We start from the raw sequence: 26,078 nt of genomic DNA, 5'->3' as shown, positions 1-26,078 counted from the left end.
CTTATTACTTCCGCAACTAATAGGACTGTCCGCTCAGCTCAAAAACGGCGGTTGAATAGCAGCGCGCCTCTTATCAATGCTCAGTTGTTTCACGTGAAACAACGTAGCGGAGCGACCGTAGTTTCGGCGATGACCCCCTGAGTTGGGGATATGACCTGTGCGCACAACATGATCTCGTTCCCGCCTCGGCCCAGCAGACTGAAACAACCAGAAACTCTATCCCACCCGCATATGCCTGAATACGCGGAGAACAGCTATCTTCACGTCGAGCAGATGCGCGAACCACCCGTGCGATAGTATTAGCAAGCACGTGTTTCACGTGAAACGCACGCTACACCGGAAGCTAGTCGTGAGCTGATCACTGGTAGGGAGTGATCATCTCGCAAACGCACCGATAGTGGACTGAGCACGCACGAGCCAAGTGGACTGGGCACGTACGAGCCATACGAGGCCTTCCCACGCAACACAAAGCGAAACAGCACCGGCCCTCGCATGATGCCAACTTTGGGGAATTGCGACACATTCGTCACCGGCGAAAAATGAACAACCCGAACGTTGTAACAATGATGCTGGTGCCGACTACTTCTTTCGGTGCACTTCGAGAGGCAGCGCGTTGCATCCTAGTCGGTTGAGACGTGGTTCCACGTGAAACATCGCCCTATATCCAGTTCATCACAAGACAAAGTGCACTGGTTCCGTGAAGGTCGTTGAAAGTACTCGCCAAGTCACAACCCCTGAGTTCAGCGAATCCTCCCATTTGCTCTCATCTACTCGCGCGAATAGAGGCTACCTGGGCACCTGAGGGAGGAGGCCGTTGACGTATTTCAGTGCCTTGTGGAGCGGTGACCACCGGCGGTCAGCTATTGATTCGTCACTAAACCACACGCGGCAACCTTCAACTGCAGAAGTGTTTGTCTGAACAAGCCGGCCCGAAGACACGGTGTGTGTTGATGAATGGCATTCGACTGACAGCTGTTTCACGTGAAACACCACTCGCACGTTGCCCCTGGTGCTCTATACCCGCGACCACCTTGCCGGATCATATCCAACGCCCCGTCGGATCCGTACTCACGCTGATTTTCTATCCCGCGCAACCCGAATATGCGGCTACAGTCGTCCATACTCTGCCTGCTAACGACACTCCAATAGCCGGAAAAGGAGCTGGCGGAAGTGGAAGGGGAGCTTTGAATGCCTCTCAATGTTTCCGACATGCGATCTCTCAAGAAGAGACATGCGTGGACTGAGGATCCCACATCACCACCCGATTCACCGTCAGCTGATTGCTGCGATCACAGTCCTAACAGCGTTCCAAATCGCACTTCACCTAGTTAGTCACCCGAGACTCCCGGACGCATCAAAAATGGTTTCACGTGAAACAGACATTCAGCCCGTGCGTCTTCGGGGAGTGACTCAGACGCTTGAGAACCAACATACCGCGTCTGAGTCTAAGGAAGCTCACTAGGGCCCAGATGTGGTTGTGGAAAAGCGCGCTGCATGTTGCACAGCCATAGCACCGGCCTGTTTCACGTGAAACAAGGACCGGTACACCCGCCATGCCTACCCTCCAACAAGTAATCCAAGCCGTCCGCAACCAAGGCCTGGCTGCTTCAGGGGAAGTTCCGGCAACCGATCCGTCTCGTCTGTTTCACGTGAAACAAGACTTCAGGCAACTTGTAATCGCAATAAAAACCACATCGCACGGTATCGGGCCACCTGCCCACACCATTGAGGAGATCGATTCCTGGAGTCCACCTCTTGACAGCGGAACATGCTCGCTCAGCAGGGCGCACATGGCAGCTGCAAGAGCCACCCTGTGGACCTTCATACTAGGCTTCTTCTGAATACATCTCGCCTGTTTGCCAGAAGAACTCTCGAACTCCGTCAACACCCACGTCTAATGGGTGGAGAGTCGACGGCGAACCTACAGTCGCGCCGTTTCACGTGAAACGGTATGAACGCCATTGCACAAGCGAGAGAGTGGCCTATTACCGTCAATAGCGAAATGGTGGATACCGGCGCGTTGAATTGATACGACGGGCTCAACCAAGTTCCGCATAATGGAAATGGGCTTCGGGGCGAACACCCCGAAGCCCATCTTCGCCTAGAGCAAGCCGCTCAGAGCGCGTCCTCGTTCGGGATACCCAAAAGACCGAGAATACGGTCGAGGTCCTCTTGGTTCGCGAACTCCACACTCAGCTTGCCCTTGCGTTTGCCAACGGAGATGTTCACCTTGGTGTCGAGTCGATCACCCAAACGTTCAGCTACAGCGATAAACTCAGGGGACACCTTCGTCGTTGCACGTGAAACATTGATGGAGTCGCCTCGGTTGAGCAGCACAACAGCTTCTTCCGATGCCCTGACGGACAGACCCTCAGCAACGATCCGCTGCGCCAGCACTTCCATATGCTCCGGATCGCGCAGTCCGAGAATCGCTCGAGCGTGACCGGCCGAGATGACGCCGGCAGCAACCCGTCTCTGCACCAGAGGAGGAAGACGCAGCAGACGCAGTGTATTGGAGATCTGAGGACGAGAACGCCCGATACGCTCGGAGAGTTCTTCCTGCGTACACCCGAAGTCCTCGAGCAGCTGGCCATAAGCCGCTGCCTCTTCAAGCGGATTGAGCTCTGCACGATGCAGGTTCTCCAAAAGCGCATCACGGAGAAGGTCTGTATCCTCGACATACCGGATGATTGCCGGAATCGTCGACAGACCAGCGTCCTTCGTCGCGCGAAGACGCCTCTCACCCATGATGAGCTCGAAGCGCGAGCGGTCGCTCGGCTTCTGCCTGACTACGACAGGCTGAAGGACACCGATCTCACGAATGCTGTGGACCAATTCCGCCAGCAGATCTTCATCGAAGACCGTTCGCGGCTGCCTGGGGTTCGCATCGATGAGATCGACATCGATCTCACCGAATTCGGTATCCGGAATCGACTCGACACCTTCGAAATCGTCGAGTTCGCCCTCATCGGCAGTCTCCACGGTGTCGGAGTCACCCGGCTGTCCGATTGAAGCTGAACTGCTCGTCCCGTTATCGGATTCGGAAGCTGTCGAAGGTTCTGATTCCGAGGCCGCCGCCGGACGGGTCTCGTCTAGGGCATCCATTGACTCTGATGCGACTACATTCGTAGTAGCAACGTGCTCGTCACCTCCGCTGACACCGGACTGGCCTTCTTCATCCGCCTCGTTGTCAGCATGGCTTCGCCCAGATGAGGTGTATACGCCGGGATGCGTTTCTCGAACATCATCCTCGGCCGACGATGCCGATGCAGTTGCCGAAGTGGCCTCTGGGACCTGAGAGTCATTGACGAGGTCAGAACTCACGTCAACAGCTTCATTGTCAGCCACTTGAACCGAAGTGGAATCAGAAGACGAACTCGCCGCCGGAGTCTCGACATCGCCTGAGCCCGTTGCTGCGTCAGAAACCGCATCGGGGGATGAGGTTTTCCGAGTCGTCTTCTTCGGCGCTGCAGACACCTTCTCTGGGCTTTCAACTGGGGAGTCAGAGGAGGAACCGGACCGCGACTGAGCAGAAGACCCAGACTTCGACTTAGACGCCGTCGATTCGGCGGCAGCGGAAGTTCTGGAAGAACCGGTCCCGGCTGCCTTCGGTGCGCTCGTCTTCGGTGCGCTCGACTTCGCCGTCGATGCCTTCGTTCCCGTCGTCTTGGAGGCTGTCGTCTTCGTCCCTGTCGACTTAGACGTAGTCGACTTAGTGGCGGTCGACTTCGAACCCGCGGGCTTGGAACCAGAGTTCTTGGACGACGTGGACGACGCAGCGTTGGCCGTTCCCGATTTCGCCGACCCGGCCTTCGAAGATGCTGTCTTCGAGGCAGCCGCCTCAGTCTCAGTATCTGCCCCGGAAGTCGTGGACGGCGATCGAGTTGTCCCGGATGCCTTCGGCTTGCGTCGTCGGGACGACTGCATCGACGCCGCTGGGTCCGTGCGCGCAGTGCGTGACGTCTTCGTCTCGCTCTCGCGTTTGCCGTCTTCCGAGTTCCCGCCGGAGAAGAACACATCGACCGGACGATCATTGGAGTTCGCGTCGGGAATCAATGCTCCGAGTCCGCGCCCCAGGCCCCTCTTTTTGCGTTCAGCCACGACTTACTCCTCGATTCGCAATTTCTTCGGCGGCTTCCCGATAGGACAGGGCACCGCTGGAATGTGGGTCATATGAGATCACGGTCTGGCCATAGCTCGGTGCTTCGGAGATCCTCACCGAACGCGGAATGGCAGTACCGAGGACCTGCTCCGGGAAGTGAGTGCGCACATCCTCAGCGACCTGAGCACTGAGGTTCGTCCGTCCGTCATACATCGTCAGCAGAATCGTCGTGATCGCCAATTCGGGATTGAGGTGCTTCTGGATGAGCTGGATGTTCTTCAGCAGCTGGCTGAGGCCCTCGAGTGCGTAGTATTCACACTGGATCGGGATGAGGACCTCGCGAGCGGCCACGAAAGCGTTCACCGTCAGCAGACCGAGGCTGGGCGGGCAGTCGATGATGATGTAGTCGACGCGGTCTCCCGCTGCTTCCTCCTCCTTGAGGTAGATGCCCAGGGCACGCTGCAGTCGCTGTTCACGTGCGACGAGAGACACGAGTTCGATCTCCGCGCCGGCGAGGTCGATGGTGGCCGGTACGCATTTGAGAGTGTCGAAGTCCGGACACTGCGCCACCGCCTCGCGCATGGGAACGTCATCGATGAGGACGTCATAGATGCTCGTGACCTCGGAATAGTGGTCGATGCCCAGAGCGGTGCTCGCGTTTCCCTGCGGATCGATGTCGATGAGCAGCACATTGAGCCCCTGATTGGCCAGGGCCGCTGCGATGTTCACCGCCGTCGTGGTCTTTCCGACGCCACCCTTCTGGTTCGCGATCGTGAAGATACGGGTCGAGTCCGGCCGTGGAAAGGTTGTCTGCGACAGTCGATCCGCTCGCCGGTTGTCCCGTGCAATCGCGGCACCAATGGGAGACGACTCGTCCATGATCGGCATAGGGCGCACTCCATCATCCATCGGTTTCACAAGGCTCTCATCCAGCCTAGACCAACTCTACTTCGTACTATTTCTTGACGATCTCGACGACACGACTCGGGACCTCGAGGATGCCGCCGCCATCAACGACGTGGATCTGAGGTTGGGACAGTCGATACCGCTTGATCAGTTTCTTCGCTTTGACCAGCTCGCCTTCGACGGAAGCTCCTTTGAGGGCGAGGATCCGGCCCCCGGGGCTGATCACCTCGCGGGTCCATTCGATGAGAGTCGTCATCGCCTTGACAGCGCGTGCGGTGACGACCGTGAACATCTCCTCGTCGACGAGTTCCTCGACGCGTGCTCGCACGATTCGCACATTCTTCAGGCCCAGATCGTCGACGACCATGGTCAGCCATTCGACGCGGCGTTCCATCGGCTCGATGAGGACGATCTTCGCCTCGGGGCGCATCAGTGCGATCGGAATACCTGGCAATCCGGCACCGCTGCCGACATCACCGACGACATCATCATCATTGATGTGTTCGGCAACCACAGCGCAGTTGAGAATATGCCGGGTCCACAGTCGATCGACCTCGCGCGGTCCGATGAGACCCCACTCGATTCCGGTCGTGGCCAGGTGCTCGGCATACCGCTGCGCGGCAGGGTAAGCCGTACCGAAGTACTCTTCAGTGCCAGCCGGAGGCGTCTCGATCTCCGCTGTCGTCGACTCGGTCGAGAGCTCTGCCTCGGTCGAAAGCTCGGGGTCGTTCTCGGGCTGATCAGTCATCGGCGAGCCGGATGACGACGTGACGACCGTCGCCCTCACCCTCGGACTCCGAGACCAGGCCGGCACGAGCTGCTTGGTCATGGATGATCTTGCGCTCGAAGCTGTTCATCGGCTTGAACGCGAACTCCTCGCCGCCGTCCTTGACTTCGGCGATCGCGCGCTTGGCCTTCTTGATCAGCTCTTCGCGACGGCTGTTGCGGAAACCGTCGATATCGAGCATCAGCCACGAGCGCTGACCGGTCTGGGTCTGCACCGCCAGACGACTGAGTTCCTGCAGCGCACCGAGGGTGCGGCCCTCGCGGCCGACCAGGGTGCTCAGGTTAGAGTCCTCGTCGTCCTCGCAGACGATGGACAGCTGCGCACGGCCGTCGGCGACGTCGATATCGATATCGCCGTCGATGTCGGCCAGATCCATCAGCTCTTCGAGGTAGTCCGCGGCGATCTCGCCCTCTTCTTCGAGGAGTTCGGCACGGCTCGGCTTCGGCGAGATCTCCTCCGGAGTCTCTTCCGGTGTCTGTTCGGAGGTCTCGTCGATCTTCTCTTCGGTCATGTCTGTCCTCAGCGCTTCTTGTTCTTCTTACGGTTCTTGCTCACGGGCTGCTGCCGCTGGCCGCTCTTCTTCGGGGCCTCCTCGGTGACGGTCGATCCCTTGAGCTCATCCTGTTTCACAGTCTTGCCCTTGCGAGCCTTGCGCTCAAGCATCTCCTTCTCGGCCTTCGAGCCAGGTGCGGGCATGTTGCGGATGACCATGTGCTGCTGGGCCATCGTCCAGGTGTTCGAGACCAGCCAGTAGATGAGGACACCGAGCGGGAAGTAGATGCCGCCGATGCCGAAGACGAGAGGCATCACGTAGAGCAGCATCTTCTGCGACTGCATCATCGGGTTGGCCATCGCCGACTCCGACATGTTCTTCGCCATCATCTGCTTCTGGGTGATGAACATGGTGGCGGCCATGACGACGATGAGCACACCGGTCAGCAGCTTGACTGCGAATCCCGGGCTTGTGAATGTCTCGGAGAGGTGGATGCCGAAGATCGAGGAGTTCTCGGCCTGGATCGCCAACTGCTGTGTGAAACCGCCGATGGCTCCGATGTCACCGGAGGCGACCTTCGGCATGTTGTGGATGACGCGGAAGAGCGAGAAGAAGATCGGCATCTGCACGAGCAGCGGCAGACATGATGCCCACGGGCTCGTCTTGTTGTCACGGAACAGCGCCATCTGCTCTTCGGCCATGGCCTGGCGGGAGTACTGGTCCTTCTTGCCCTTGTACTTCGCCTGCAGGCGCTGGATCTCCGGCTGCAGCAGCTGCATCTTGCGCTGCGACTTGATCTGGTAGACGAAGAGAGGGATGAGGAGAGCACGGATGACCACGGTCAGTCCGGCGATCGAAAGCACCCAGGTCCAACCGCTGTCGGCCGGGAGACCGATTGCGGTGAAGATCTCGTGGAAGATCGCGAGGATCCAAGCAACTACCCACTGCAGCGGGTAGAGCAGCTTGTCCATCCAGTCCATTCAGTTCTCCTCGTTACACCGATTCTTGCGCGAAGTTCATTTTGCCATTGTTCACAGGTCTGCGCGACACGACGTGTGCCCCGAGGCAGTCCGCTTCTTCACGCTCGTGCGCGGACTGCAAGTTCAATATATTCAGGTGTGTGCCTGACCGCGGTGGATGGTCTTCGACCTGGCCTCCCGCGCCGAGCCCGGCACATGGTCGACACCTCCGTGCGACCACGGATTGCACCGCAGTATGCGCCACCCAGTTAACACCACGCCCTTGAGAACTCCGTGTATCTCGAACGCCTCGAGACCGTACATGGAGCAGCTGGGATAGTAGCGACACACTTGGCCGTAGAGAGGTGAGATCACGATCCGATAGGCGCGGATGAACCAGACGAACGGCATCCTCGGTCCGATCAGGACGATCCAGCCGAGTGTCGGCCATAAACCTGCCGGCCGGTGGGGCACCTCGGAGACATGCTTCAGATCATGCTCGGCGTCCACGACGTTCCAGCTTCTTCTCTGCCTTGACCAGCAGCTCGTCGACCTCGGCGGACAGAACGCTGAAGTCGGCCTGTCCGGCATGCGGCAGTGCCCGGATGACGAACAGATCTCCTGCTCTCAGCTCTCCGAGTCGCGCACGCATGATCTCGCGCAGCCGACGTTTGGTGCGGTTGCGCACCACGGCGTTGCCGACGGCCTTGGATACGATGAAACCCACGCGTGCAGCGTGGGTATCATCGGTGTCTCTCAGGCTGTGCGCCATGAGATGCTCTGTGCGCACCCGGACCCCGGCTCTGAAGATTCGTCTGAAGTCTTCGCCGCTGCGGATCCGATGTGCCGCTTCAAGCATGCTCAGGCCGAAATGTCGGAACGTCCCTTGCGACGACGTGCAGCCAGGATCGAGCGGCCCGCGCGGGTGCGCATACGCAGACGGAAGCCGTGCTTCTTGGCGCGCTTACGGTTATTGGGCTGGAATGTACGCTTGCTCACTTCAGTCTCCGATTTCTAGGTTGCGGGTGAACGCCGGTGCGTTCTCACAAAAAACGGCGGTGCGAGTCTCGACCGCCGAGCACTCCTGTGCATAAGAGCTAAAAGATAATCAGGATAATCGGATGAAGCCCGGTACACAGGACACTCCATCTTAGCGAGGCGGAATCGGACCGGTCAAACGGGATCTGCATGTTTCACGTCACGCTCGCCCGAAATTCATCGCCGTTCGCGTGTCCGTCACCAACCCTCGTCCACAAGTCACACCCATGTAGTTTTCCACAAGCTTATCCACGAGTGTGGAGATTCACTGGGCTGAGTCGGCACTGATCCACATTCTGTGGAAAACTATGTGGAAGTCATGCACAGGTGTGGATCACGCCAGAACGAATTTTTTTGAAAGCTGAGGAAATGTGACGGTGTCGAATTCCAAGAATGAGCTCATCAGCCGCTGGCACACGGTGGTCTCAAACCTGGAAAAGGACCCGGGCCTCTCGTCGCACCAGAAGGGTTTCCTCTCCCTCGCCGTGCCGAAGGCCCTCGTCGACAATGCCCTCATCCTTCTCGCCGTGCGCGAAGAACACACCCGCCGCACCATCGAGACTCGACTGCTCGGCCCCCTGACCAGGGAGTTCTCCAAGGTCCTCGGGTTCGAAGTGACGTTCGGATTCGTCGTCGATCCCGAACTCGACGTGCCGATCCGCTTCGAAGAACTCATCGGAGAGCCGACACCGGGAACTCAGGTTCCCATCGATCCGGCCACCTCCTCCTCGGCGACGGAATCGCCGGAACCCATCCCCACCGAGGCGGCCGAACCGGTCCGACCGGTCCCCGCCGATCATTCGACGCCCGAATCCGCCCAGCCGAACCAGGGCCAGCCGGCCGCGCAGACCTCGGACACCCAGTTGCCGCAGGCGCAGGCATCGGCACCGCCGGCAACGCAGACGCCCGCCTCGCAGCCGCAGGCTCCCGCCGATTCCGGGATGACCGACCGTGAGATGAAGATCGCCGAGGCGACCGCCGCCCCGATGGGCCCGCCCGTCGATGCTCCCGGCGTCGCTCAGCTCAATCCGAAGTACACCTTCGATACCTTCGTCATCGGCGCTTCCAACAGGTTCGCCCATGCAGCGGCCTTCGCTGTCGCCGAGGCACCGGCCAAGGCCTACAATCCTCTGTTCATCTATGGGGACTCGGGATTGGGCAAGACCCATCTGCTCCATGCGATCGGCTACTACGCGACTCAACTGTTCCCGGAGATCCGAGTGAAGTACGTCTCCAGTGAAGAGTTCGTCAACGACTTCATCAATACGATCGGCTCATCGAAAACCTCGAATGCTCTGCGTCCGGCATTCCAGCGCCGCTACCGTGAGGTCGACATCCTCATGATCGACGACATCCAGTTCCTGCAGGGCAAGGATGCGACCGTCGAAGAGTTCTTCCATACGTTCAACGCTCTGCACAATGAGGCCAAACAGGTCGTCATCACCTCCGATCAGCCGCCGAAGATGCTCAAGGGCTTCGAAGAGCGGCTGCGCTCCCGATTCGAATGGGGTCTGCTCACGGACGTGCAGCCGCCGGATATGGAGACTCGGTTCGCGATTCTGCGCCGCAAGGCCGCAGCCGAGCAGCTCGATGTTCCCGACGATGTCCTCGAATACATCGCCTCCCGTGTGTCCTCGAACATCCGCGAACTCGAAGGCGCTCTCATCCGGGTCACGGCATTCGCCAACCTCAACGATCAGCAGATCGACGTCTCCTTGGCCGAGACCGTGCTCAAGGACTTCATCACCCCCGATGACACCCCTGCGGTCACGGCCGCGGACATCATGGGCCAGACCGCTGCCTACTTCAGCCTCACCCTCGATGACCTGTGCGGAACCTCCCGGTCCAGGACGCTGACGACGGCCAGGCAGATCGCCATGTACCTGTGCCGCGAGCTCACCGACCTCTCCCTGCCGAAGATCGGACAGGCGTTCGGTGGACGCGATCACACCACCGTGATGCACGCGAACAAGAAGATTCGAACTCAGATGGCCGAACGACGGGCCGTCTACACCCAGGTCACCGAACTCACAAACCGCATTAAACAACAGCACCGCCTATAGAAGACGTCATACACATCTGTGGATAACCCTGGGGACAATTGCTCACAGCTTGGGGACAGAACGGTGGACAGAACTGCTCCACGGGTGGAAAGATGTGAACTACATGCTTGTGTTTACCCAAGCGCCCACCGACGCCTCGGTCACGGTGCACATGGCATCCACAAGCCCATAAAGACTCAGAACCCTTGATTACTCTGGGGTAAGCGGCACTTGTCCACAGTGTCCACATGTGCTGATACTTCTACCAAGTGAATTCAACTCTTAAGAGGGCGACCGCCACCGACTGCTGCGGTGGATGAGCTTCGAGCTCACGAGCTCGAGGTCGAGAGAGTCATGGACCTGCAGAATATTCGAACACAGGATCTCGGCTGATTCTCGAATGCGAGATTCGCTCGCTGAGCACCCCTGGCATCCCTTTTCGGCCGCCACTCCTGAGGTGGGCACAAATCGGATAGGCTGTGTAAAGTTTTCCGAGCAGTATCGAGCCTGTGACTCGCAACCCGGAATCTCGTGCCAGATGCCCAGTGCAGGTCGGGTGGCCACCCCGAAGGAGTAAAGTGAACGCGGAAGCATCCCCCTTGAAGTTCAAAGTCAATCGCGACGTTCTCGCTGACGCTGTTGCCTGGGCGACCAAGACTCTGCCCAACCGTCCTTCCGCTCCGGTCCTCACCGGCATCCTCATCACCGCCGAAGCCGGCGGCACAGTGCGTCTCGCCGTCTTCGACTACGAAGTCTCATCCCGCGTCGAGATCGTTGCCGACGTCGCCTCCGCAGGAACGGTCCTCGTCTCCGGGCGTCTGCTCGCCGACATCTCCAAGGCTCTGCCGAACCAAGAGGTCACTCTCGAACAGATCGATGCGAAGGTCGACGTGACCTGCGGATCCTCGCGCTTCTCACTCATGACGATGCCTGTGGCCGAATACCCCGCGCTGCCGCAGATCCCCGACGACTCGGGCACCGTTTCGGCCGGTGAGTTCCAGAACGCCGTCTCACAGGTCACGATCGCGACCTCGAAAGACGACACCCTGCCGATCCTCACCAGCGTGAGAGTCGAGATCGAGGGCGAGAAGGTCACGATGCTCGCCACCGACCGCTATCGTCTGGCCGTTCGCGAATTCACCTGGAACCCGGGACGCCCCGACGTCTCGGCCGTGGCTCTGCTGCGCGGACGCACGCTCTCCGATGTCTCGAAGTCCCTCGGCGGCGATGTCACGATCGGCCTGAGCACCGATGCCGGCAAGGACCTCATCTCCTTCACCTCGGCGGGTCGAGTCACCACCTCGCTGCTCATCGAGGGCGAGTACCCGAAGGTCCGGTCGCTGTTCCCGGATTCTGTTCCGATCCATGCCATCGTCGAGACCGCCGTGCTGCGCGAAGCCGTTCGCCGCGTCTCACTCGTGGCAGAACGCAACACACCGCTGCGCTTCGAGGTCACCGACGGCATGCTCACCCTCCACGCCGGCACCGGTGACGACGCTCAGGCCTCCGAAGCCGTCGAAGCCACCCTCCAGGGCGACGAGATCACCGTCGGCTTCAACCCGCACTACATCGCCGAAGGTCTCGCCGCTGTCGAGAGCCCGTACGTGAACTTCTCCTTCACGCAGCCGATGAAGCCGGTCATCATCTCCGGGCAGAAGGAACTCGACGGTCCTGCCGACGAGTCCTATCGCTATCTGCTCATGCCCACGCGCATCTGAATGTGGATATCCCGACTCTCCCTGCGTGACTATCGGTCGTATCCGGAACTCGACCTCGAGTTCTCACCCGGAGTCACCACATTCGTGGCCGACAATGGGACCGGGAAGACCAATATCGTCGAGGCGATCGGGTACCTCGCTCATCAGCGCTCCCATCGGGTGGCCTTCGACGCTCCGCTCGTCCACGAGGGGCGACCGGCTGCGACGGTGTCCGCACTGGTCAACCGGGATCAGCGGCATGCCACCGTCGAGGTGACTATCCAGGCCAAGGGTGCCAACCGGGCCCGGGTCAACCGCAATGCGGTGAAGCTCAAGGACATCCTCGGCCTCGTCTCCTGCGTCGTCTTCGCTCCCGAGGATCTCAGTCTGGTCCGCGGTGAACCGGCCGAACGCCGGTCGTGGATCGACACGCTCGTCGTGGCGCGAAATCCGCGCTTCGCTTCGATCATCACGGACTTCGAACGGGCACTCAAACAGCGCAATGCTCTGCTCAAACGGCTCCGCGAGGACCGCGATCCCGGCCTCGAGGCGACACTCGACATCTGGAATATGGCCTACGCGGACTCCGCTGCCGAACTCGTCTTCGGGCGACAGCGGATCCTCGCCGATATCGTCGAGCCGCTGCAGACGAACTTCGCCTATATCGCAGCCGATGCCCGACTGGAACGGCAAGGCGCCCACATCGCCTACGATTCGCGCATCGACTACTCGCAGGCAGCATCCGCTGCCGACTGCAAGGAGCTGCTGCTGGCGGCCCTCGATCGTCGCCGCACGACTGAGATCGAGCGCGGACTGACCCTGCACGGACCCGGTCGCGATGATCTGTCCCTGATGATCGGAACCCATCCGGCGAAAGGCTATGCCTCTCACGGAGAGACCTGGTCGCTGGCGTTGGCCATGCAGCTGGCAGGGTGGGATCTGCTCTCCGCCGATGCCGGAAGCGCCGCTGAACAGCCGATCCTCGTCCTCGATGACGTCTTCGCCGAACTCGACACCGGTCGGCGTCAGCGTCTGGCGTCCAGAGTGACATCGGCCGAACAGGTCTTCATCACCGCGGCCGTCGACTCCGATCTGCCCGATGGTCTCGAAGGAATCCGGATCGACCAGTCCCGACTTCTGCAGAGCGGCGCATCATGAGCGGCATCGACCGGGACTACTCCACTCCCGTCGCCGCACTCGAAGCCCTCGACCGAGTCCGACGGATGGAGGTCACCGAAGCGAAGTTCGTCCGCAGCCGTCGCCGTTCCCGCCTGCGCGGCGAAGCCGTCTACTCCGGATCGGGTCGTGACGGCCGTGACCCGAAGACCGTGTCATCCGTGCTCGGGTCGCTCATCACGGACCGCGGCTGGTCGTCCTCACTCGACATCGGCAAGGTGCTCGGCCGGTGGCCCGACCTCGTCGGACCCCAGGTGGCCCAGCACGCGACGCCCGTCGACTTCTCTCCTCCCCTGCTCGTCATCGCCGCAGACTCGACGACCTGGGCGACCCAGCTGCGGGTGCTCAAACCGACGATCCTGCGCAGACTCGAGGAAGGGCTGGGTTCGGCGACGATCACCGAGATCGAGATCAAGGGGCCACAGGGACGCAGCTTCAAACGCGGTCGACGATCGGTGGCCGGCCGCGGACCCCGGGACACATTCGGGTGAAGTGGGCAGCCGCCTCGGCGAAATTCCGGGAAGAATCCCTGTATTTCTGAGAAGAACACAGAGGGCCTTAAACGGCCATAGCCGCTACCTCACCTGTCCGGGGGTACATCTGCGGCACGAAAATTCGGGAAATATGCCTTCACAGGCCGCTTACGGGCATTTCAGCGTGCGGCGCGGTAGAATGGGGAGCTGATAGCGACCATCCGAACAAGGAGTCATATGACGACCGAGGATCAGCCTCATTATGATGCCGGCGACATCACTGTTCTCGAGGGTCTCGAGGCAGTCCGGAAACGGCCCGGCATGTACATCGGTTCGACCTCGGAACGTGGTCTCCACCACCTCGTTCAGGAGATCGTCGATAACTCGGTCGACGAGGCGATGGCCGGCTACTGCGATCATATCGAGGTCACCATCCTCGCCGACGGAGGCGTCCGTGTCGCCGATGACGGCCGTGGAATGCCGGTGGCGATGCACCCGACGGAAGGCAAGCCGACCGTCGAGGTGATCCTCACGATCCTCCACGCCGGCGGTAAGTTCGGCGGCGGCGGATATGCCGTGGCAGGCGGTCTCCACGGTGTGGGTTCGACCGTCGTCAACGCACTGTCCGAACGACTCGAGGTCGAAGTCAGGCGCGACGGCTACGTGTGGACGATGGACTTCGACCGTGGTGTGCCCAACGGCGAACTGCAGCGCGGCGAAGCCACCGATGAGACGGGCACGACCGTGACCTTCTGGCCGGACGGCTCGATCTTCGAGACCACGGACTTCTCCTACGAGTACCTCCGTGCGCGCTTCCAGCAGATGGCCTTCCTCAACAAGGGCCTGAAGATCAGCCTCACCGATGAGCGCCACAACGAAGTCGATGACGACGATGTCCAGATCGACGAGGACGAGGCGACCGAGTGGAAGCCGCGCACCGTCACCTACGAGTACGCGAACGGTCTGCTCGACTATGTCGAGTACCTCAACTCGACGAAGAAGGCCGATCTCGTCCACCCCGATGTCATCGTCTTCGAAGCCGAAGAGGGCGAACAGACTCTCGCGCTCGAGATCGCGATGCAGTGGACGACGTCGTACAACGAGTCCGTCCACACCTACGCCAACGTCATCAACACCCATGAGGGCGGCACCCACGAAGAGGGCTTCCGCACGGCTCTGACCTCGCTGGTCAATGCGTATGCGAAGGACCAGAAGCTGCTGCGCGACAAGGACCCGAACCTCACCGGCGATGACATCCGCGAGGGTCTCACGGCCGTCATCTCCGTCAAGCTCGGCGATCCCCAGTTCGAGGGGCAGACGAAGACGAAGCTCGGCAACTCCGAGGTCAAGGGCTTCGTCCAGCGCGTGGTCCGCGACGAACTCGGACACTGGTTCGAGTCGAACCCGGCCCAGGCCAAGGACGTCGTGCGCAAGGCGCTGCAGGCCTCCCAGGCCCGCTTGGCCGCCCGCAAGGCCCGTGAGGCCACTCGCCGCAAGGGACTGCTCGAGTCTTCGGGCATGCCCGGCAAGCTCAAGGACTGCCAGTCGAAGGACCCGTCGATCTCGGAAGTCTTCATCGTCGAGGGTGACTCGGCCGGCGGCTCGGCGACTCAGGGCCGCAACCCGAACACTCAGGCGATCCTGCCGCTGCGCGGAAAGATCCTCAACGTCGAAAAGGCTCGACTCGACCGTGCGCTGGGCAACAACGAAGTCCAGGCGATGATCACGGCCTTCGGCACCGGCATCGGTGAGGAGTTCGATCTCGAGAAGCTGCGCTATCACAAGATCGTCCTCATGGCCGACGCCGATGTCGACGGTCAGCACATCACGACCCTGCTGCTGACGCTGATCTTCCGGTACATGAAGCCGCTCATCGAGCACGGCTACGTCTACCTCGCCACCCCGCCGCTCTATCGCATCAAGTGGTCGAACGCCCCGCACCAGTTCGCCTACACCGATAAGGAACGCGACGGACTGCTCGAGACCGGGCGGGCCGCCGGCAAGCGACTGCCCAAGGATCTCGCGATCCAGCGCTACAAGGGTCTGGGCGAGATGAACTACGAGGAGCTGTGGGAGACGACGATGGATCCCGACCACCGGCTGCTCAAGCAGGTGTCGCTCGACGATGCGATCGTCGCCGACGAGATCTTCACCGTCCTCATGGGCGATGACGTGGATTCGCGTCGCCGCTTCATCCAGGAGAACGCGAAGGACGTCCGCTTCCTCGATATCTGATCGTCCGTCCTCACCGGGGCAGCCGCCTCGGTGAGGGTGGGAGACCGGATGCACCGCCCCCATTCTTTGCACGCACCAATCGCCGCCGCACACGGCTGAGATCCAGCCGGACACGGTTCGAACACAAGGGAAGAGCCCACATTGGCCGACGAGAACGATATCGGAACAGAAATCAACCGGATCGAACAGGTTGACCTCAACCTCGAGATGCAGAGGTCGTACCTCGATTACGCGATGAGCGTGATCGTCGGACGTGCCCTGCCCGACGTCCGTGACGGACTCAAGCCCGTCCACCGCCGCGTGCTCTACGCGATGTTCGACGGCGGGTACCGCCCCGACCGCAACTTCTCCAAGTGCTCGCGCGTCGTCGGCGACGTGATGGGCCAGTACCATCCGCACGGTGACACGGCGATCTACGATGCCATGGTCCGCCTCGTGCAGCCGTGGACGATGCGCTACCCGCTCGTGGCCGGTCAGGGCAACTTCGGCTCCCCGGGCGACGACGGAGCGGCCGCACCGCGTTATACCGAGTGCAAGATGGCGCCCCTGGCCATGGAGATGGTCCGGGACATCGAAGAAGGCACCGTCGACTTCCAGGACAACTACGACGGCCGCAACCAGGAACCCATGGTCCTGCCCTCCAGGTTCCCGAACCTGCTGGTCAACGGCTCGGCAGGCATCGCCGTGGGTATGGCCACGAACATTCCTCCGCACAACCTGCGTGAGGTCGCCCAGGGCGCACAGTGGCTGCTGTCCCACCCGGAGGCGAGTAAGGAAGAGGCGCTCGAAGCCCTCCTCGGCATCGTCAAGGGACCCGACTTCCCGATGGGCGCGACGGTCCTCGGCCGCAAGGGCATCGAGGACACCTACCGCACCGGTCGCGGATCGGTCACCCAGCGGGCAGTCGTCGAAGTCGAAGAGATCCAGGGCCGGACCTGCCTCGTCGTCACCCAGCTGCCGTACATGGTCAACCCGGACACACTGGCCGCGAAGATCGCCTCCTACGTCAAGGACGGCAAGGTCGCCGGCATCGCCGACCTGCGCGACGAGTCCTCCGGCCGCACCGGTCAGCGCCTGGTCATCGTGCTCAAGCGCGATGCCGTGGCCAAGGTCGTGCTCAACAACCTGTACAAGCACACGTCGCTGCAGGAGAACTTCTCCGCGAACATGCTGGCCCTCGTCGACAGCGTGCCGCGCACACTGAGCATCGACTCCTTCCTGCGTCTGTGGGTCAAGCACCAGATCGAAGTGATCGTCCGTCGCACGCAGTTCCGTCTGCGCAAGGCCGAGGAACGCGCGCATATCCTGCGCGGCTACCTCAAGGCCCTCGACGCCCTCGACGAGGTCATCGCCCTGATCCGCCGCTCCCCGTCCTCGGACGAGGCGCGGAGCGGACTGATGGAGCTGCTCGAGGTCGACGAACTCCAGGCCAATGCGATCCTCGACCTGCAGCTGCGCCGGCTGGCCGCACTGGAGCGACTGAAGATCCAGGAAGAGGCCGAGAAGATCGAGCAGCAGATCGCCGAGTACAACCACATCCTGGCAACCCCGGCTCGCCAGCGTGAGATCGTGTCCGAGGAACTCGACGAGATCGTCGAGCGCTACGGTGACGATCGCCGGACGAAGATCCTCGCCGGATTCGACGGAGACGTGTCCATGGAGGACCTCATCCCCGAGGAAGAGGTCGTCGTCACGATCACCCGCGGCGGTTACGCGAAGCGGACCCAGACTCACCTCTACCGGGCCCAGCACCGTGGCGGCAAGGGCATCAAGGGCGCGGCATTGCGCGGCGACGACGTCGTCGAACAGTTCTTCGTCACCTCGACCCACAACTGGCTGCTGTTCTTCACGAACACCGGTCGCGTGTACCGGGCGAAGGCCTATGAGCTGCCCGAAGGCTCACGGGACGCCAAGGGCCAGCACGTAGCGAACCTGCTCGCCCTCCAACCAGGTGAGACGATCGCACAGGTGCTGTCGATCCGGGACTACGAAGTAGCCGACTTCCTCATCCTCGCCACCCGTTCCGGTGTGGTGAAGAAGACCCGCCTGAGCGAGTACGACTCGAACCGCACCGGCGGTGTCATCGCCATCAACCTGCGCGAATACAAGGGTCAGCCCGATGAGCTGGTCTCGGCCCGCATCGTCGGTGCTGAGGATCACCTGCTGCTGATCTCGCGCAAGGGCATGTCGATCCGCTTCGCCGCCGATGACGAGTCGATCCGTCCCCTGGGCCGAGTCACCGGTGGCGTCACAGGTATGAAGTTCAAGGACGACGACGAGCTGCTCACGATGGACGTCGTTCGGCCGGACACCTACGTCTTCGTCGTCACGGAAGCCGGGTTCGCCAAGCGCACCCCGGTCGACGAGTACCGCCTGCAGGGGCGCGGCGGTCTGGGAATCCGGGTTGCGAAGATCACCGAACAGCGCGGAGACTTGGTAGGCGGACTCATCGTCGAAGACGGTGAGGAGGTCCTAGTGGTCATGGAGCGCGGTAAGATCGTTCGGTCGAGCATCGATGAAGTTCCGGCGAAGGGACGCAACACCATGGGTGTGGTGTTCGCGAAACCGGATAAGAAAGATCGTATTATCGCAGTGACCCGTGGGCCCGAAGCCGAGGTCGAAGACGAGATCGAAAGCGAAGACGATGCCGAGGTCCCGGAAGGTGAGGTCGCAGAGCCTCAGACCGGCAACGAGGATGTGGAAGAGTGAGCGATAGCAGACAGCCAGGCTCAGGCAAGATCATACGCACGTCGAGCGGCTCGACCCGTCTGACGGCCGGATCGTCGAAGTCGGACGACAAGTCGGCTGCAGCAAGCGGTTCAGGCTCGAACTCCGGGTCGGGAACCGGCGCGAAACAGGGATCCGGCCCCGGTCGCGGCTCTTCGGGACCGAACAGCCAGAACGTCACCGTCGTCGCACCTCCCGCTCCGAAGGCCTCGCCGAAGCCCAACCGGGCACCCTCGGCGGGCACGACGCCGTCGGCACACACCGGATCTCAGGGATCGGGTGCTCAGGCCGGGTCCCAGGGATCCGGCGCACCGGCTTCCGGTTCACAGGGAACAGGTTCCCAGGGATCGGGCGGCGGCAACCGCGGCGCCACCTCGGTGATGGGAAATGCCGCGAACACCGTCCGCGCGAGCTCCGGCAGCGTGAAGATGGGTGTGAAGAACATGGTCGACAGCGGGAAGGGCAAGAAGAAGAAAGGCCCCCGCACCGTCCGCCTCACCGTCTCCGCGGTCGATCCGTGGTCGGTCATGAAGATGTCGTTCCTCATGTCCGTGGCGATCGGCATAGCCACGATCGTCGCCTTCATCGTCCTGTGGGTCGTGCTGCAGGCGACCGGTGTGATGAGCGGCCTCGAATCGACGATGAGCGAGCTCGCCGGCGCCGAGTCGGCCGAGCGGATCGTCGGCATCTTCGGCTTCGGCCGAGTCGTCGCGGCCGGCTTCATCATCGCGGTCATCAACATCGTGCTGATGACGGCGCTGTCGACGCTTGCGGCCTTCATCTACAACATCGGCTCCCTCATCGCCGGCGGATTCAGCCTCACCCTCACCGACGACTAATTGCTACCTGACGGCGGCCCAGCAACCTCGCGCGAGGTATCTGGGCCGCCGTCAGGTAGTTCTGGGAGGGTGTGAGAGGGGTCACTGGGCGTCGATTTGTGTTTAGCTGCGGTCGATGGGTATTGTTTTACTTCGGGTTCACCCGATGAGGGCCTATAGCTCAGGCGGTTAGAGCGCTTCGCTGATAACGAAGAGGTCCCTGGTTCAAGTCCAGGTAGGCCCACGTCCTGTCACAACAGGATTTCCTTTCGAGGAGGATCATGAGAAGATGGATTCTCAGCGGTCTCACGTTAGTGGGACTGGGAGTGTTCTTCGGGTGGCGGCACCAGAACCAGAGTGCCCAAGCCGAATGGTCCGAACACACCGACTCGGTGTGAGGGTGTGAACCCGTTTCGGGGGTATGGCGCAATTGGTAGCGCATCTGCTTTGCAAGCAGAGGGTTAGGGGTTCGAGTCCCCTTACCTCCACTCGAGTAGTTTTGAGACAGCACTCGTAGAACGAAGGCTCCGAACCACATTGGTTCGGAGCCTTCGTCGTTGCGAAAACCTATCAGGCGCGCCAGTAGCCGAGGTAGCCGTCGATGAGGCCGTCATAGGTGTGCAGGCTGCGGTCGCCGTTGAAGTTCTGGTGCCACACCTGGCCTTCGTAGTAGATGCCGATGTGACCGTAGGCGGTGGTGTTGTCGCCGTCGCCCCAGACGAGGATGTCGCCGTTCTTGAACTTCTGGTCGGTGTGCCAGGTGAAGCCGTTCGCCTTCATCTTGTCACCGCCGGAGCCGCCTGCCTGATAGTCGACGGCGTTGCCCCACGCTCCGTGGTCGACGCCGTGGACCTCTTCGAGGGCCCGGGAGATGAGGCTGACGCATTCTCCCTGGTAGCCGCCCTGCGAGTTCGCCAGCGACTGGCCCTTGTAGTGCTTGAGGAAGTCCCCGATGTTCGAGAACTTCTTCTCCGCCTCCGGGCTCGCCGAGGCGGTGCCGGAGTCCGCAGCCGAGTTCTCGGCTGCGGCGGAGGCGGCTCCCGCGGAAGCGGCGGGCGGTGCCGCCGGCTGGGCGGCGGAGGCGATCGAACTGGAGCCGAGCACGGCGGCTCCGGCGATCATCGCAGCTGTCATGGTCTTTGTGGTGACGTTCTTCAGAGTCATTCTCATCCGTTCGTTCCGCTTGACTGTGTGACTGGTAGTGACTTTCCAGGAGACGATCCGCCTGGGTGACGGGTCGTTTCCTCCGCCGACGTTAACAGCGCTTAAGTGAACATCCGATACGTCGAATCGAAGAGAGTGTGAACTCCGCCGCGATATCGATGCCGGCCGCCTCTGTCTACAGTGTTTCCATGAGACCTCTGCTGAGCCCGATTCCACCGCGGTGGATGGCGGCCGCGGTCGCCATCGGCATTGCGGTGGCAATGGGCGGCTGTTCAGCGAACGCTTCGCCGCCATCGACGATGCCGACCTCAGGAGCTCCCTCGCTGCCGACGTCTGGAACCTTCGACTACCAGCTCGGCGGATCCTATGACTCGCTGCCGGATTCGCGGGGCCGCATCGATATCGTCGTCCGCGACGCGGGTGCCGCGCCGCTGACCGGGGCCTACTCCGTCTGCTACGTCAACGGCTTCCAGACCCAACCTGACGAGGCTGCGGACTGGCGCGACCACGCTGACCTGCTGCTCCACGATGCCGTCGGTGACCTGGTCGTCGACCCGGATTGGCCTGACGAACACATCCTCGACCCCTCGACCGCAGACCGACGATCCCAGATCCTCGATGTCATCGGCCCCGTCATCGACGGCTGCGCCGAATCCGGATTCGACGCCGTGGAGATCGACAATCTCGACACGGCCGACCGATTCCCCGACATCGACCGAACCGGTGCCCTGGAACTCGCGGCCGCGTATGTCGACCGTGTCCACGCCCATGGTCTGTCGGTCGCACAGAAGAACGCCGCTGAGCTCGCCGACACCGCTCATTCTCAGCTCGGCTTCGACTTCGCAGTGGCCGAGGAATGCGCCGCCTTCGACGAATGCACTGCGTACACCGAGATCTACGGCGATCGTGTCCTCGCTATCGAATATCCCGACACCCTCGCCGAGGCGGGGCTGGACTTCGCCGCCGCCTGCACCGTCCCGGATCGTCCGCCGCTGATGATCCTGCGCGACCGCGATCTCGTCGCCGCAGGCGATCATGGGTACCGATACGACACCTGCTGAGGAGACCGAGCGAGCAGTGACGAAGATCGCCGCGATTTCGGGTTCTCCCCACTGTCGGAGGTATTCGGGAATACGTTAGTCTGAGATGCTGTTGACACTTTCGTCTGCGCGTCGATTCGGCATCTGCGTGCGACCTCCGCCCACATCCCGGGCCCCTCAGACACATCCGAACGGAGCACCGTCTTGTCCAGCGACAGCTCACCCGCACACGCGCAGACACAGCATAACGACACCATCGACCCCGCCGGTATGAAGGTCATCTGGCTGCTGCTGGTGGCTGCCTTCGTGGCCATTCTCAATGAGACGACGATGGCCATCGCCATTCCCGAACTCAACAAGGCCCTCGACATCCCTCCGGAGCTCGGCCAGTGGCTGACCAGCGCTTTCATGCTCACCATGGCCGTCGTCATTCCGACGACCGGTTTCCTCCTGCAGCGTTTCACCACCCGCCAGATCTTCCTGGCCGCGATGATCCTGTTCTCTGCGGGCACGCTCATCTGCCTCGTTTCGCAGGGCTTCCTGCTGCTCCTCATCGGACGGATCGTCCAAGCCGCAGGAACCGGCATCATGATGCCCCTGCTGATGACCACGATGATGAACGTGGTCCCGGCGCATTCGCGCGGTCGGATGATGGGTCGAGTCGGCCTTGTCATCTCGCTGGCCCCGGCCATCGGACCGACGATGTCGGGCATCGTCCTCGATTCGCTGGGCTGGCGCTGGCTCTTCGGCATCATCCTGCCCATCGCGCTCATCGCACTGGCACTCGGCGCGAAGTGGATGACCAACCTCGGCGAGTCGACGCACGCCCCGATCGATGTCATCTCCATCGTTCTGTCCGTCTTCGCCTTCGGCGGCATCGTCTATGGCCTCAGCCAGTTCGGCGGAGGCCACGGCGGTGAGGCGGGCGGCGGATCGACGAGCACCCTGGCCTGGGCGACGATCGGCGGCGGAGTCGTCTTCCTCGCGCTCTTCGTGTGGCGTCAGCTCGTCCTGCAGAAGGGCGATCGCGCCCTGCTCGACCTGCGTGTGTTCAATTCGCGGAACTACGTCTTCTCGGTCATCATCATGGCCGTCGTCGCACTGTCCATGTTCGGCACGTTCTCCCTGCTGCCGCTGTACCTGCAGAGCGTCGTCGGACTTGGTGCCACCCAGTCCGGTCTCGTACTTCTGCCCGGTTCGGTGATCATGGGTCTGCTCGGACCGGTGATGGGTCGGATCTACGACGCCCGCGGACCGAAGACGCTCCTCGTGCCCGGCACGATCATGATCGCGTCCTCGATGTTCGCGTATTCGACGGCCGGCGTGGGAACGCCGATCTGGCTGCTCATCATCGTCCAGATCGTCATGTCATTGGGCCTGGCCGCATCGTTCACCCCGCTGTTCTCCGCCTCGCTGGGATCGCTGGAGCGCCACCTGTACTCCCATGGTTCGGCAGCGCTCAACACCCTGCAGCAGGTCGCGGGAGCCGCAGGCACCGCGCTGCTCATCTCGATCTACTCCGCGGCCCTGCACTCGGGTCAGGCGGAGGGCAAGTCCGTCCCCGAGGCGGGTGCCCCCGGCGGTCACGCCGCGTTCCTGTTGGCGACGGTCATCGCGATCGTCCCGATCGTCCTCGCGTTCTTCATCCGCAAGCCGGAGGACCAGGAAGAGTACCCCGCCGAGGTGGTCGAACCGACCGAGGCCAGCCCCGCCGAATGACGGTCGGCCCATGACAGCGGTCGACTGAGGCACATCGAACCCCTCGTTCCGAATTTCCCGGAACGAGGGGTTCTGTCGTCGGCCACCTCGGTGATCGGAGGTCCCGACCTTGGTACGGTGACCTCATGACCTCCTCTGTGCCCTCGGCTCCGACATCCTCGACCGAGATCCAGCCGGACGTGCGGGTCCGCGGGGCCAGGGAACACAATCTGCGCAACGTCGATCTCACCGTGCCCCGGGATGCGCTCGTCGTGTTCACCGGAGTGTCCGGATCGGGCAAATCCTCCCTGGCCTTCGGCACCCTCTTTGCCGAGTCCCAACGCCGTTACCTCGAATCCGTGGCACCGTATGCCCGCCGGCTCATCGATCAGGCAGGGGTCCCCGACGTCGATTCGATCACGGGAATGCCGCCGGCCGTCGCCCTGCAACAGCAGCGCGGCGGGCGCAGCGCACGCTCGAGCGTCGGCAGCATCACCACGGTGTCCAGCCTCGTGCGCATGCTCTACTCACGGGCGGGACGGTACCCGGAGGGGCAGTCGATGCTGTTGGCCGAGGATTTTTCGACGAACACCGTCGAAGGTGCCTGCCCGGAATGCCACGGAATCGGCCGCGTCTACGAGGTGCCCGAGGACAAGATGGTCCCGGATCCGACGCTGACGATCCGGGAGCGCGCCATCGCTTCCTGGCCGAAGGCCTGGCACGGCCACCAGCTGCGCGATGTGCTCGTCGCTCTCGGCTACGACGTCGATGTCCCCTGGCAGGACCTGCCGCGCGAACACCGCGATTGGATCCTCTACACGGAAGAGACTCCGCACCTTCCCGTCCACTCCCGGCTGACGCTGGACGAGGCGCGCGAAGCGATCGCAGCAGGCGCCGAACCGACCTACTCGGGATCCTTCGTCGGAGCCCGGAAATACGTGCTCGACACGTTTGCGAACACGAAGAGTGCCGGGATGAAGCGGCGCGTCGCCGAATTCCTCAGTGCCGGTCCCTGCCCCGTGTGCCACGGAAAGAAACTCAGACCCGACGCTCTGTCGGTGACGATCGCCGGTCTCGACATCGCCGAATTCTCCGCGCTGCCGCTGCATGAACTCATGTCCGTCCTCCGCGATGAGGTCGCCTCGGCGAAGGCGGCTGCGGAGGCAGACGACCACCTGGCTGCGGACAAGCTCGCCGCGTTCGTCCGCCTCGGCGAGGGTCTCATCGATCGGCTCCGGCCGATCGTCGATCTCGGTCTCGGGTACCTCTCACTCGATCGGACCACACCGACGCTGTCCGGAGGTGAGCTGCAGCGGTTGCGATTGGCCACTCAGCTGACCTCGGACCTCTTCGGCGTCGTCTACGTGCTCGACGAACCCTCCGCCGGCCTTCACCCGCAGGACGTGGATGCCCTGCTGGGCATCCTCGACGGGTTGAAGGACCGCGGGAACAGCCTCTTCGTCGTCGAACACTCCGTGGACATCATGCGCCATGCCGACTGGCTCGTCGACATCGGGCCCGGCGCCGGCGAACGCGGCGGAGACGTCCTCTACAGCGGACCTACGGCCGGACTTGCCGAGATCGACGAATCCGTGACCAGGGGCTATGTCTTCGGCGGACGTGGACTCGAACCCCACGAACCCCGGCAGCCGCGAGGCTGGATGAAACTGACGAACATCCGCCGCAACAATCTCCACGACATCAGCCTCGATCTGCCGCTGGGCTCGCTGACCGCCGTGACCGGAGTATCGGGTTCGGGCAAGTCCAGCCTCGTCAGCCAGGTGCTCCCGGCTATCGTCGGCGACCGGCTGGGCACCTCCACGACTGCGGATGAACCCGCGTCCGATGATGATGAGCTCCTGCTCACCGACGAACCCGAGGAACTCGATGGCACCGTCACCGGGGAACTCACCGGGGTCCGACGGGTGGTGAGCATCGATCAGAGGCCCATCGGCCGCACGCCCCGGTCCAACGTCGCCACCTATACGGGCCTGTTCGACCATGTGCGTCGCCGCTTCGCCGAGACGCCTGAGGCCAGAGAGCGCGGTTACAAGCCCGGTCGCTTCTCCTTCAACGTCGCCGGTGGACGGTGCCCCACCTGCGAGGGTGAAGGATCGGTCATGGTCGAGCTGCTGTTCCTGCCCTCGGTCTACACCGAGTGTCCCGACTGCCACGGCACCCGCTTCCAGTCGAGCACCCTGGAGATCCTGTGGCGCGGACGCAATATCGCCGAGATCCTGGGGATGAGCGTCGAGGAAGCCCACGACTTCTTCACCGGCGAATTCGACATCATGCGCTCCCTGACCGCACTCATCGACGTCGGCCTCGGCTATCTGCGCCTCGGCCAACCTGCCACCGAGCTCTCCGGCGGTGAGGCGCAACGGGTCAAACTCGCCAGCGAGCTCCAGCGCTCCCAGCGCGGCGACACTCTCTACGTGCTCGACGAACCCACCTCCGGACTCCACTGCGCGGATGCCGACCGGCTCGTCGCGCACCTGCAGACCCTCGTCGACGCCGGCAACACGGTCGTCATGGTCGAACTCGATATGCGCGTCGTGGCCGTCGCCGACCACGTCGTCGAACTCGGTCCCGGCGCCGGTGACGACGGCGGCCGGGTCGTGGCGACCGGAACCCCCGCCGACATCGTCGACGTCGGAGCGGGCCCCTCCGCGAAATACCTCGCCGCGGCACTCTCCGAACTCCGGTGATCTGAGGCACACGAC

General features: G+C 62.2%; 19 protein-coding genes and 2 tRNA genes. 12 read left to right on the top strand and 9 right to left on the bottom strand.

Translation table 11 applies throughout. The annotated features are described in order from the left end of the window. Positions 1–2,115: 2,115 nt before the first annotated feature. The 8 genes from ACU4IU_RS09200 to rpmH all read right to left on the bottom strand — a co-directional run bounded on the left by ACU4IU_RS09200 (position 2,116) and on the right by rpmH (position 8,246). Positions 2,116–3,324, bottom strand: coding sequence for a ParB/RepB/Spo0J family partition protein (locus tag ACU4IU_RS09200; RefSeq protein WP_446656515.1), 1,209 nt, complete (start codon positions 3,322–3,324; stop codon positions 2,116–2,118). Between the two features lie 769 nt (positions 3,325–4,093). Beyond that, positions 4,094–4,990 (bottom strand): ParA family protein, encoded by an 897-nt coding sequence (locus ACU4IU_RS09195; RefSeq protein ID WP_139467600.1) that lies wholly within the window; start codon positions 4,988–4,990, stop codon positions 4,094–4,096. 67 nt (positions 4,991–5,057) lie between these two features. Continuing rightward, on the bottom strand, positions 5,058–5,756 hold the full coding sequence (gene rsmG / locus ACU4IU_RS09190) for a 16S rRNA (guanine(527)-N(7))-methyltransferase RsmG (RefSeq protein WP_139467601.1): 699 nt from the start codon (positions 5,754–5,756) through the stop codon (positions 5,058–5,060). Further along, the gene (locus ACU4IU_RS09185) at positions 5,749–6,306 is read right to left on the bottom strand and encodes a Jag family protein (protein WP_446656514.1); all 558 of its coding nucleotides are present in this window, start codon (positions 6,304–6,306) and stop codon (positions 5,749–5,751) included. The genes rsmG and ACU4IU_RS09185 overlap by 8 nt, the downstream gene beginning before the upstream one ends. 8 nt (positions 6,307–6,314) lie before the next feature. Next, positions 6,315–7,268, bottom strand: coding sequence for a membrane protein insertase YidC (yidC, locus tag ACU4IU_RS09180; protein ID WP_139467603.1), 954 nt, complete (start codon positions 7,266–7,268; stop codon positions 6,315–6,317). Positions 7,269–7,400: 132 nt separating this feature from the next. Next, positions 7,401–7,658, bottom strand: a complete 258-nt coding sequence (yidD, locus tag ACU4IU_RS09175; protein ID WP_101546527.1) for a membrane protein insertion efficiency factor YidD — start codon at positions 7,656–7,658, stop codon at positions 7,401–7,403. 82 nt (positions 7,659–7,740) lie between these two features. Beyond that, the gene (rnpA, locus tag ACU4IU_RS09170; RefSeq protein ID WP_139909524.1) at positions 7,741–8,106 is read right to left on the bottom strand and encodes a ribonuclease P protein component; all 366 of its coding nucleotides are present in this window, start codon (positions 8,104–8,106) and stop codon (positions 7,741–7,743) included. A 2-nt stretch (positions 8,107–8,108) separates the two neighbouring features. Then, positions 8,109–8,246, bottom strand: coding sequence for a 50S ribosomal protein L34 (gene rpmH / locus ACU4IU_RS09165; protein ID WP_039211706.1), 138 nt, complete (start codon positions 8,244–8,246; stop codon positions 8,109–8,111). A 416-nt stretch (positions 8,247–8,662) separates the two neighbouring features. On the opposite strand from rpmH, the gene dnaA reads away from it, so the two are divergent. From dnaA to ACU4IU_RS09120, 9 genes are all read left to right on the top strand, one after another. Then, positions 8,663–10,348, top strand: coding sequence for a chromosomal replication initiator protein DnaA (gene dnaA, locus ACU4IU_RS09160; RefSeq protein ID WP_446656513.1), 1,686 nt, complete (start codon positions 8,663–8,665; stop codon positions 10,346–10,348). 557 nt (positions 10,349–10,905) lie between these two features. After that, complete coding sequence (gene dnaN, locus ACU4IU_RS09155; RefSeq protein WP_172173149.1) at positions 10,906–12,045, top strand: DNA polymerase III subunit beta; 1,140 nt, start codon at positions 10,906–10,908, stop codon at positions 12,043–12,045. After that, complete coding sequence (recF, locus tag ACU4IU_RS09150; protein ID WP_139909528.1) at positions 12,046–13,182, top strand: DNA replication/repair protein RecF; 1,137 nt, start codon at positions 12,046–12,048, stop codon at positions 13,180–13,182. Beyond that, positions 13,179–13,691: a DUF721 domain-containing protein gene (locus tag ACU4IU_RS09145; RefSeq protein ID WP_101546518.1), complete on the top strand. Its 513-nt coding sequence runs from the start codon at positions 13,179–13,181 to the stop codon at positions 13,689–13,691. Before recF ends, ACU4IU_RS09145 begins: the two co-directional genes overlap by 4 nt. A 219-nt stretch (positions 13,692–13,910) precedes the next feature. Next, entirely contained in the window at positions 13,911–15,908 is a 1,998-nt protein-coding gene (gene gyrB, locus ACU4IU_RS09140) for a DNA topoisomerase (ATP-hydrolyzing) subunit B (protein ID WP_139467608.1), read from the top strand. Positions 15,909–16,049: 141 nt separating this feature from the next. Continuing rightward, positions 16,050–18,617 (top strand): DNA gyrase subunit A, encoded by a 2,568-nt coding sequence (gene gyrA / locus ACU4IU_RS09135; protein WP_446656512.1) that lies wholly within the window; start codon positions 16,050–16,052, stop codon positions 18,615–18,617. Beyond that, positions 18,614–19,474: a DUF3566 domain-containing protein gene (locus ACU4IU_RS09130; protein ID WP_446656511.1), complete on the top strand. Its 861-nt coding sequence runs from the start codon at positions 18,614–18,616 to the stop codon at positions 19,472–19,474. The genes gyrA and ACU4IU_RS09130 overlap by 4 nt, the downstream gene beginning before the upstream one ends. A 149-nt stretch (positions 19,475–19,623) precedes the next feature. Next, positions 19,624–19,697, top strand: a tRNA-Ile gene (locus tag ACU4IU_RS09125). A gap of 171 nt (positions 19,698–19,868) precedes the next feature. After that, positions 19,869–19,941 (top strand) — tRNA-Ala (locus ACU4IU_RS09120). 82 nt (positions 19,942–20,023) lie between these two features. On the opposite strand, the gene ACU4IU_RS09115 is transcribed toward ACU4IU_RS09120, so the two are convergent. Beyond that, entirely contained in the window at positions 20,024–20,617 is a 594-nt protein-coding gene (locus tag ACU4IU_RS09115; RefSeq protein ID WP_172173133.1) for a CHAP domain-containing protein, read from the bottom strand. Positions 20,618–20,805: 188 nt separating this feature from the next. On the opposite strand from ACU4IU_RS09115, the gene ACU4IU_RS09110 reads away from it, so the two are divergent. The 3 genes from ACU4IU_RS09110 to ACU4IU_RS09100 all read left to right on the top strand — a co-directional run bounded on the left by ACU4IU_RS09110 (position 20,806) and on the right by ACU4IU_RS09100 (position 26,063). Next, complete coding sequence (locus ACU4IU_RS09110; protein WP_446656510.1) at positions 20,806–21,678, top strand: endo alpha-1,4 polygalactosaminidase; 873 nt, start codon at positions 20,806–20,808, stop codon at positions 21,676–21,678. Between the two features lie 249 nt (positions 21,679–21,927). Further along, complete coding sequence (locus ACU4IU_RS09105) at positions 21,928–23,376, top strand: MDR family MFS transporter (RefSeq protein WP_172173512.1); 1,449 nt, start codon at positions 21,928–21,930, stop codon at positions 23,374–23,376. 125 nt (positions 23,377–23,501) lie between these two features. Continuing rightward, the gene (locus ACU4IU_RS09100) at positions 23,502–26,063 is read left to right on the top strand and encodes an excinuclease ABC subunit A (protein ID WP_446656509.1); all 2,562 of its coding nucleotides are present in this window, start codon (positions 23,502–23,504) and stop codon (positions 26,061–26,063) included. Positions 26,064–26,078 lie beyond the last annotated feature (15 nt).

The sequence above is a fragment of the Brevibacterium sp. CSND-B09 genome (assembly GCF_052906525.1).
This window is presented reverse-complemented; position numbering and strand designations above follow the sequence as displayed.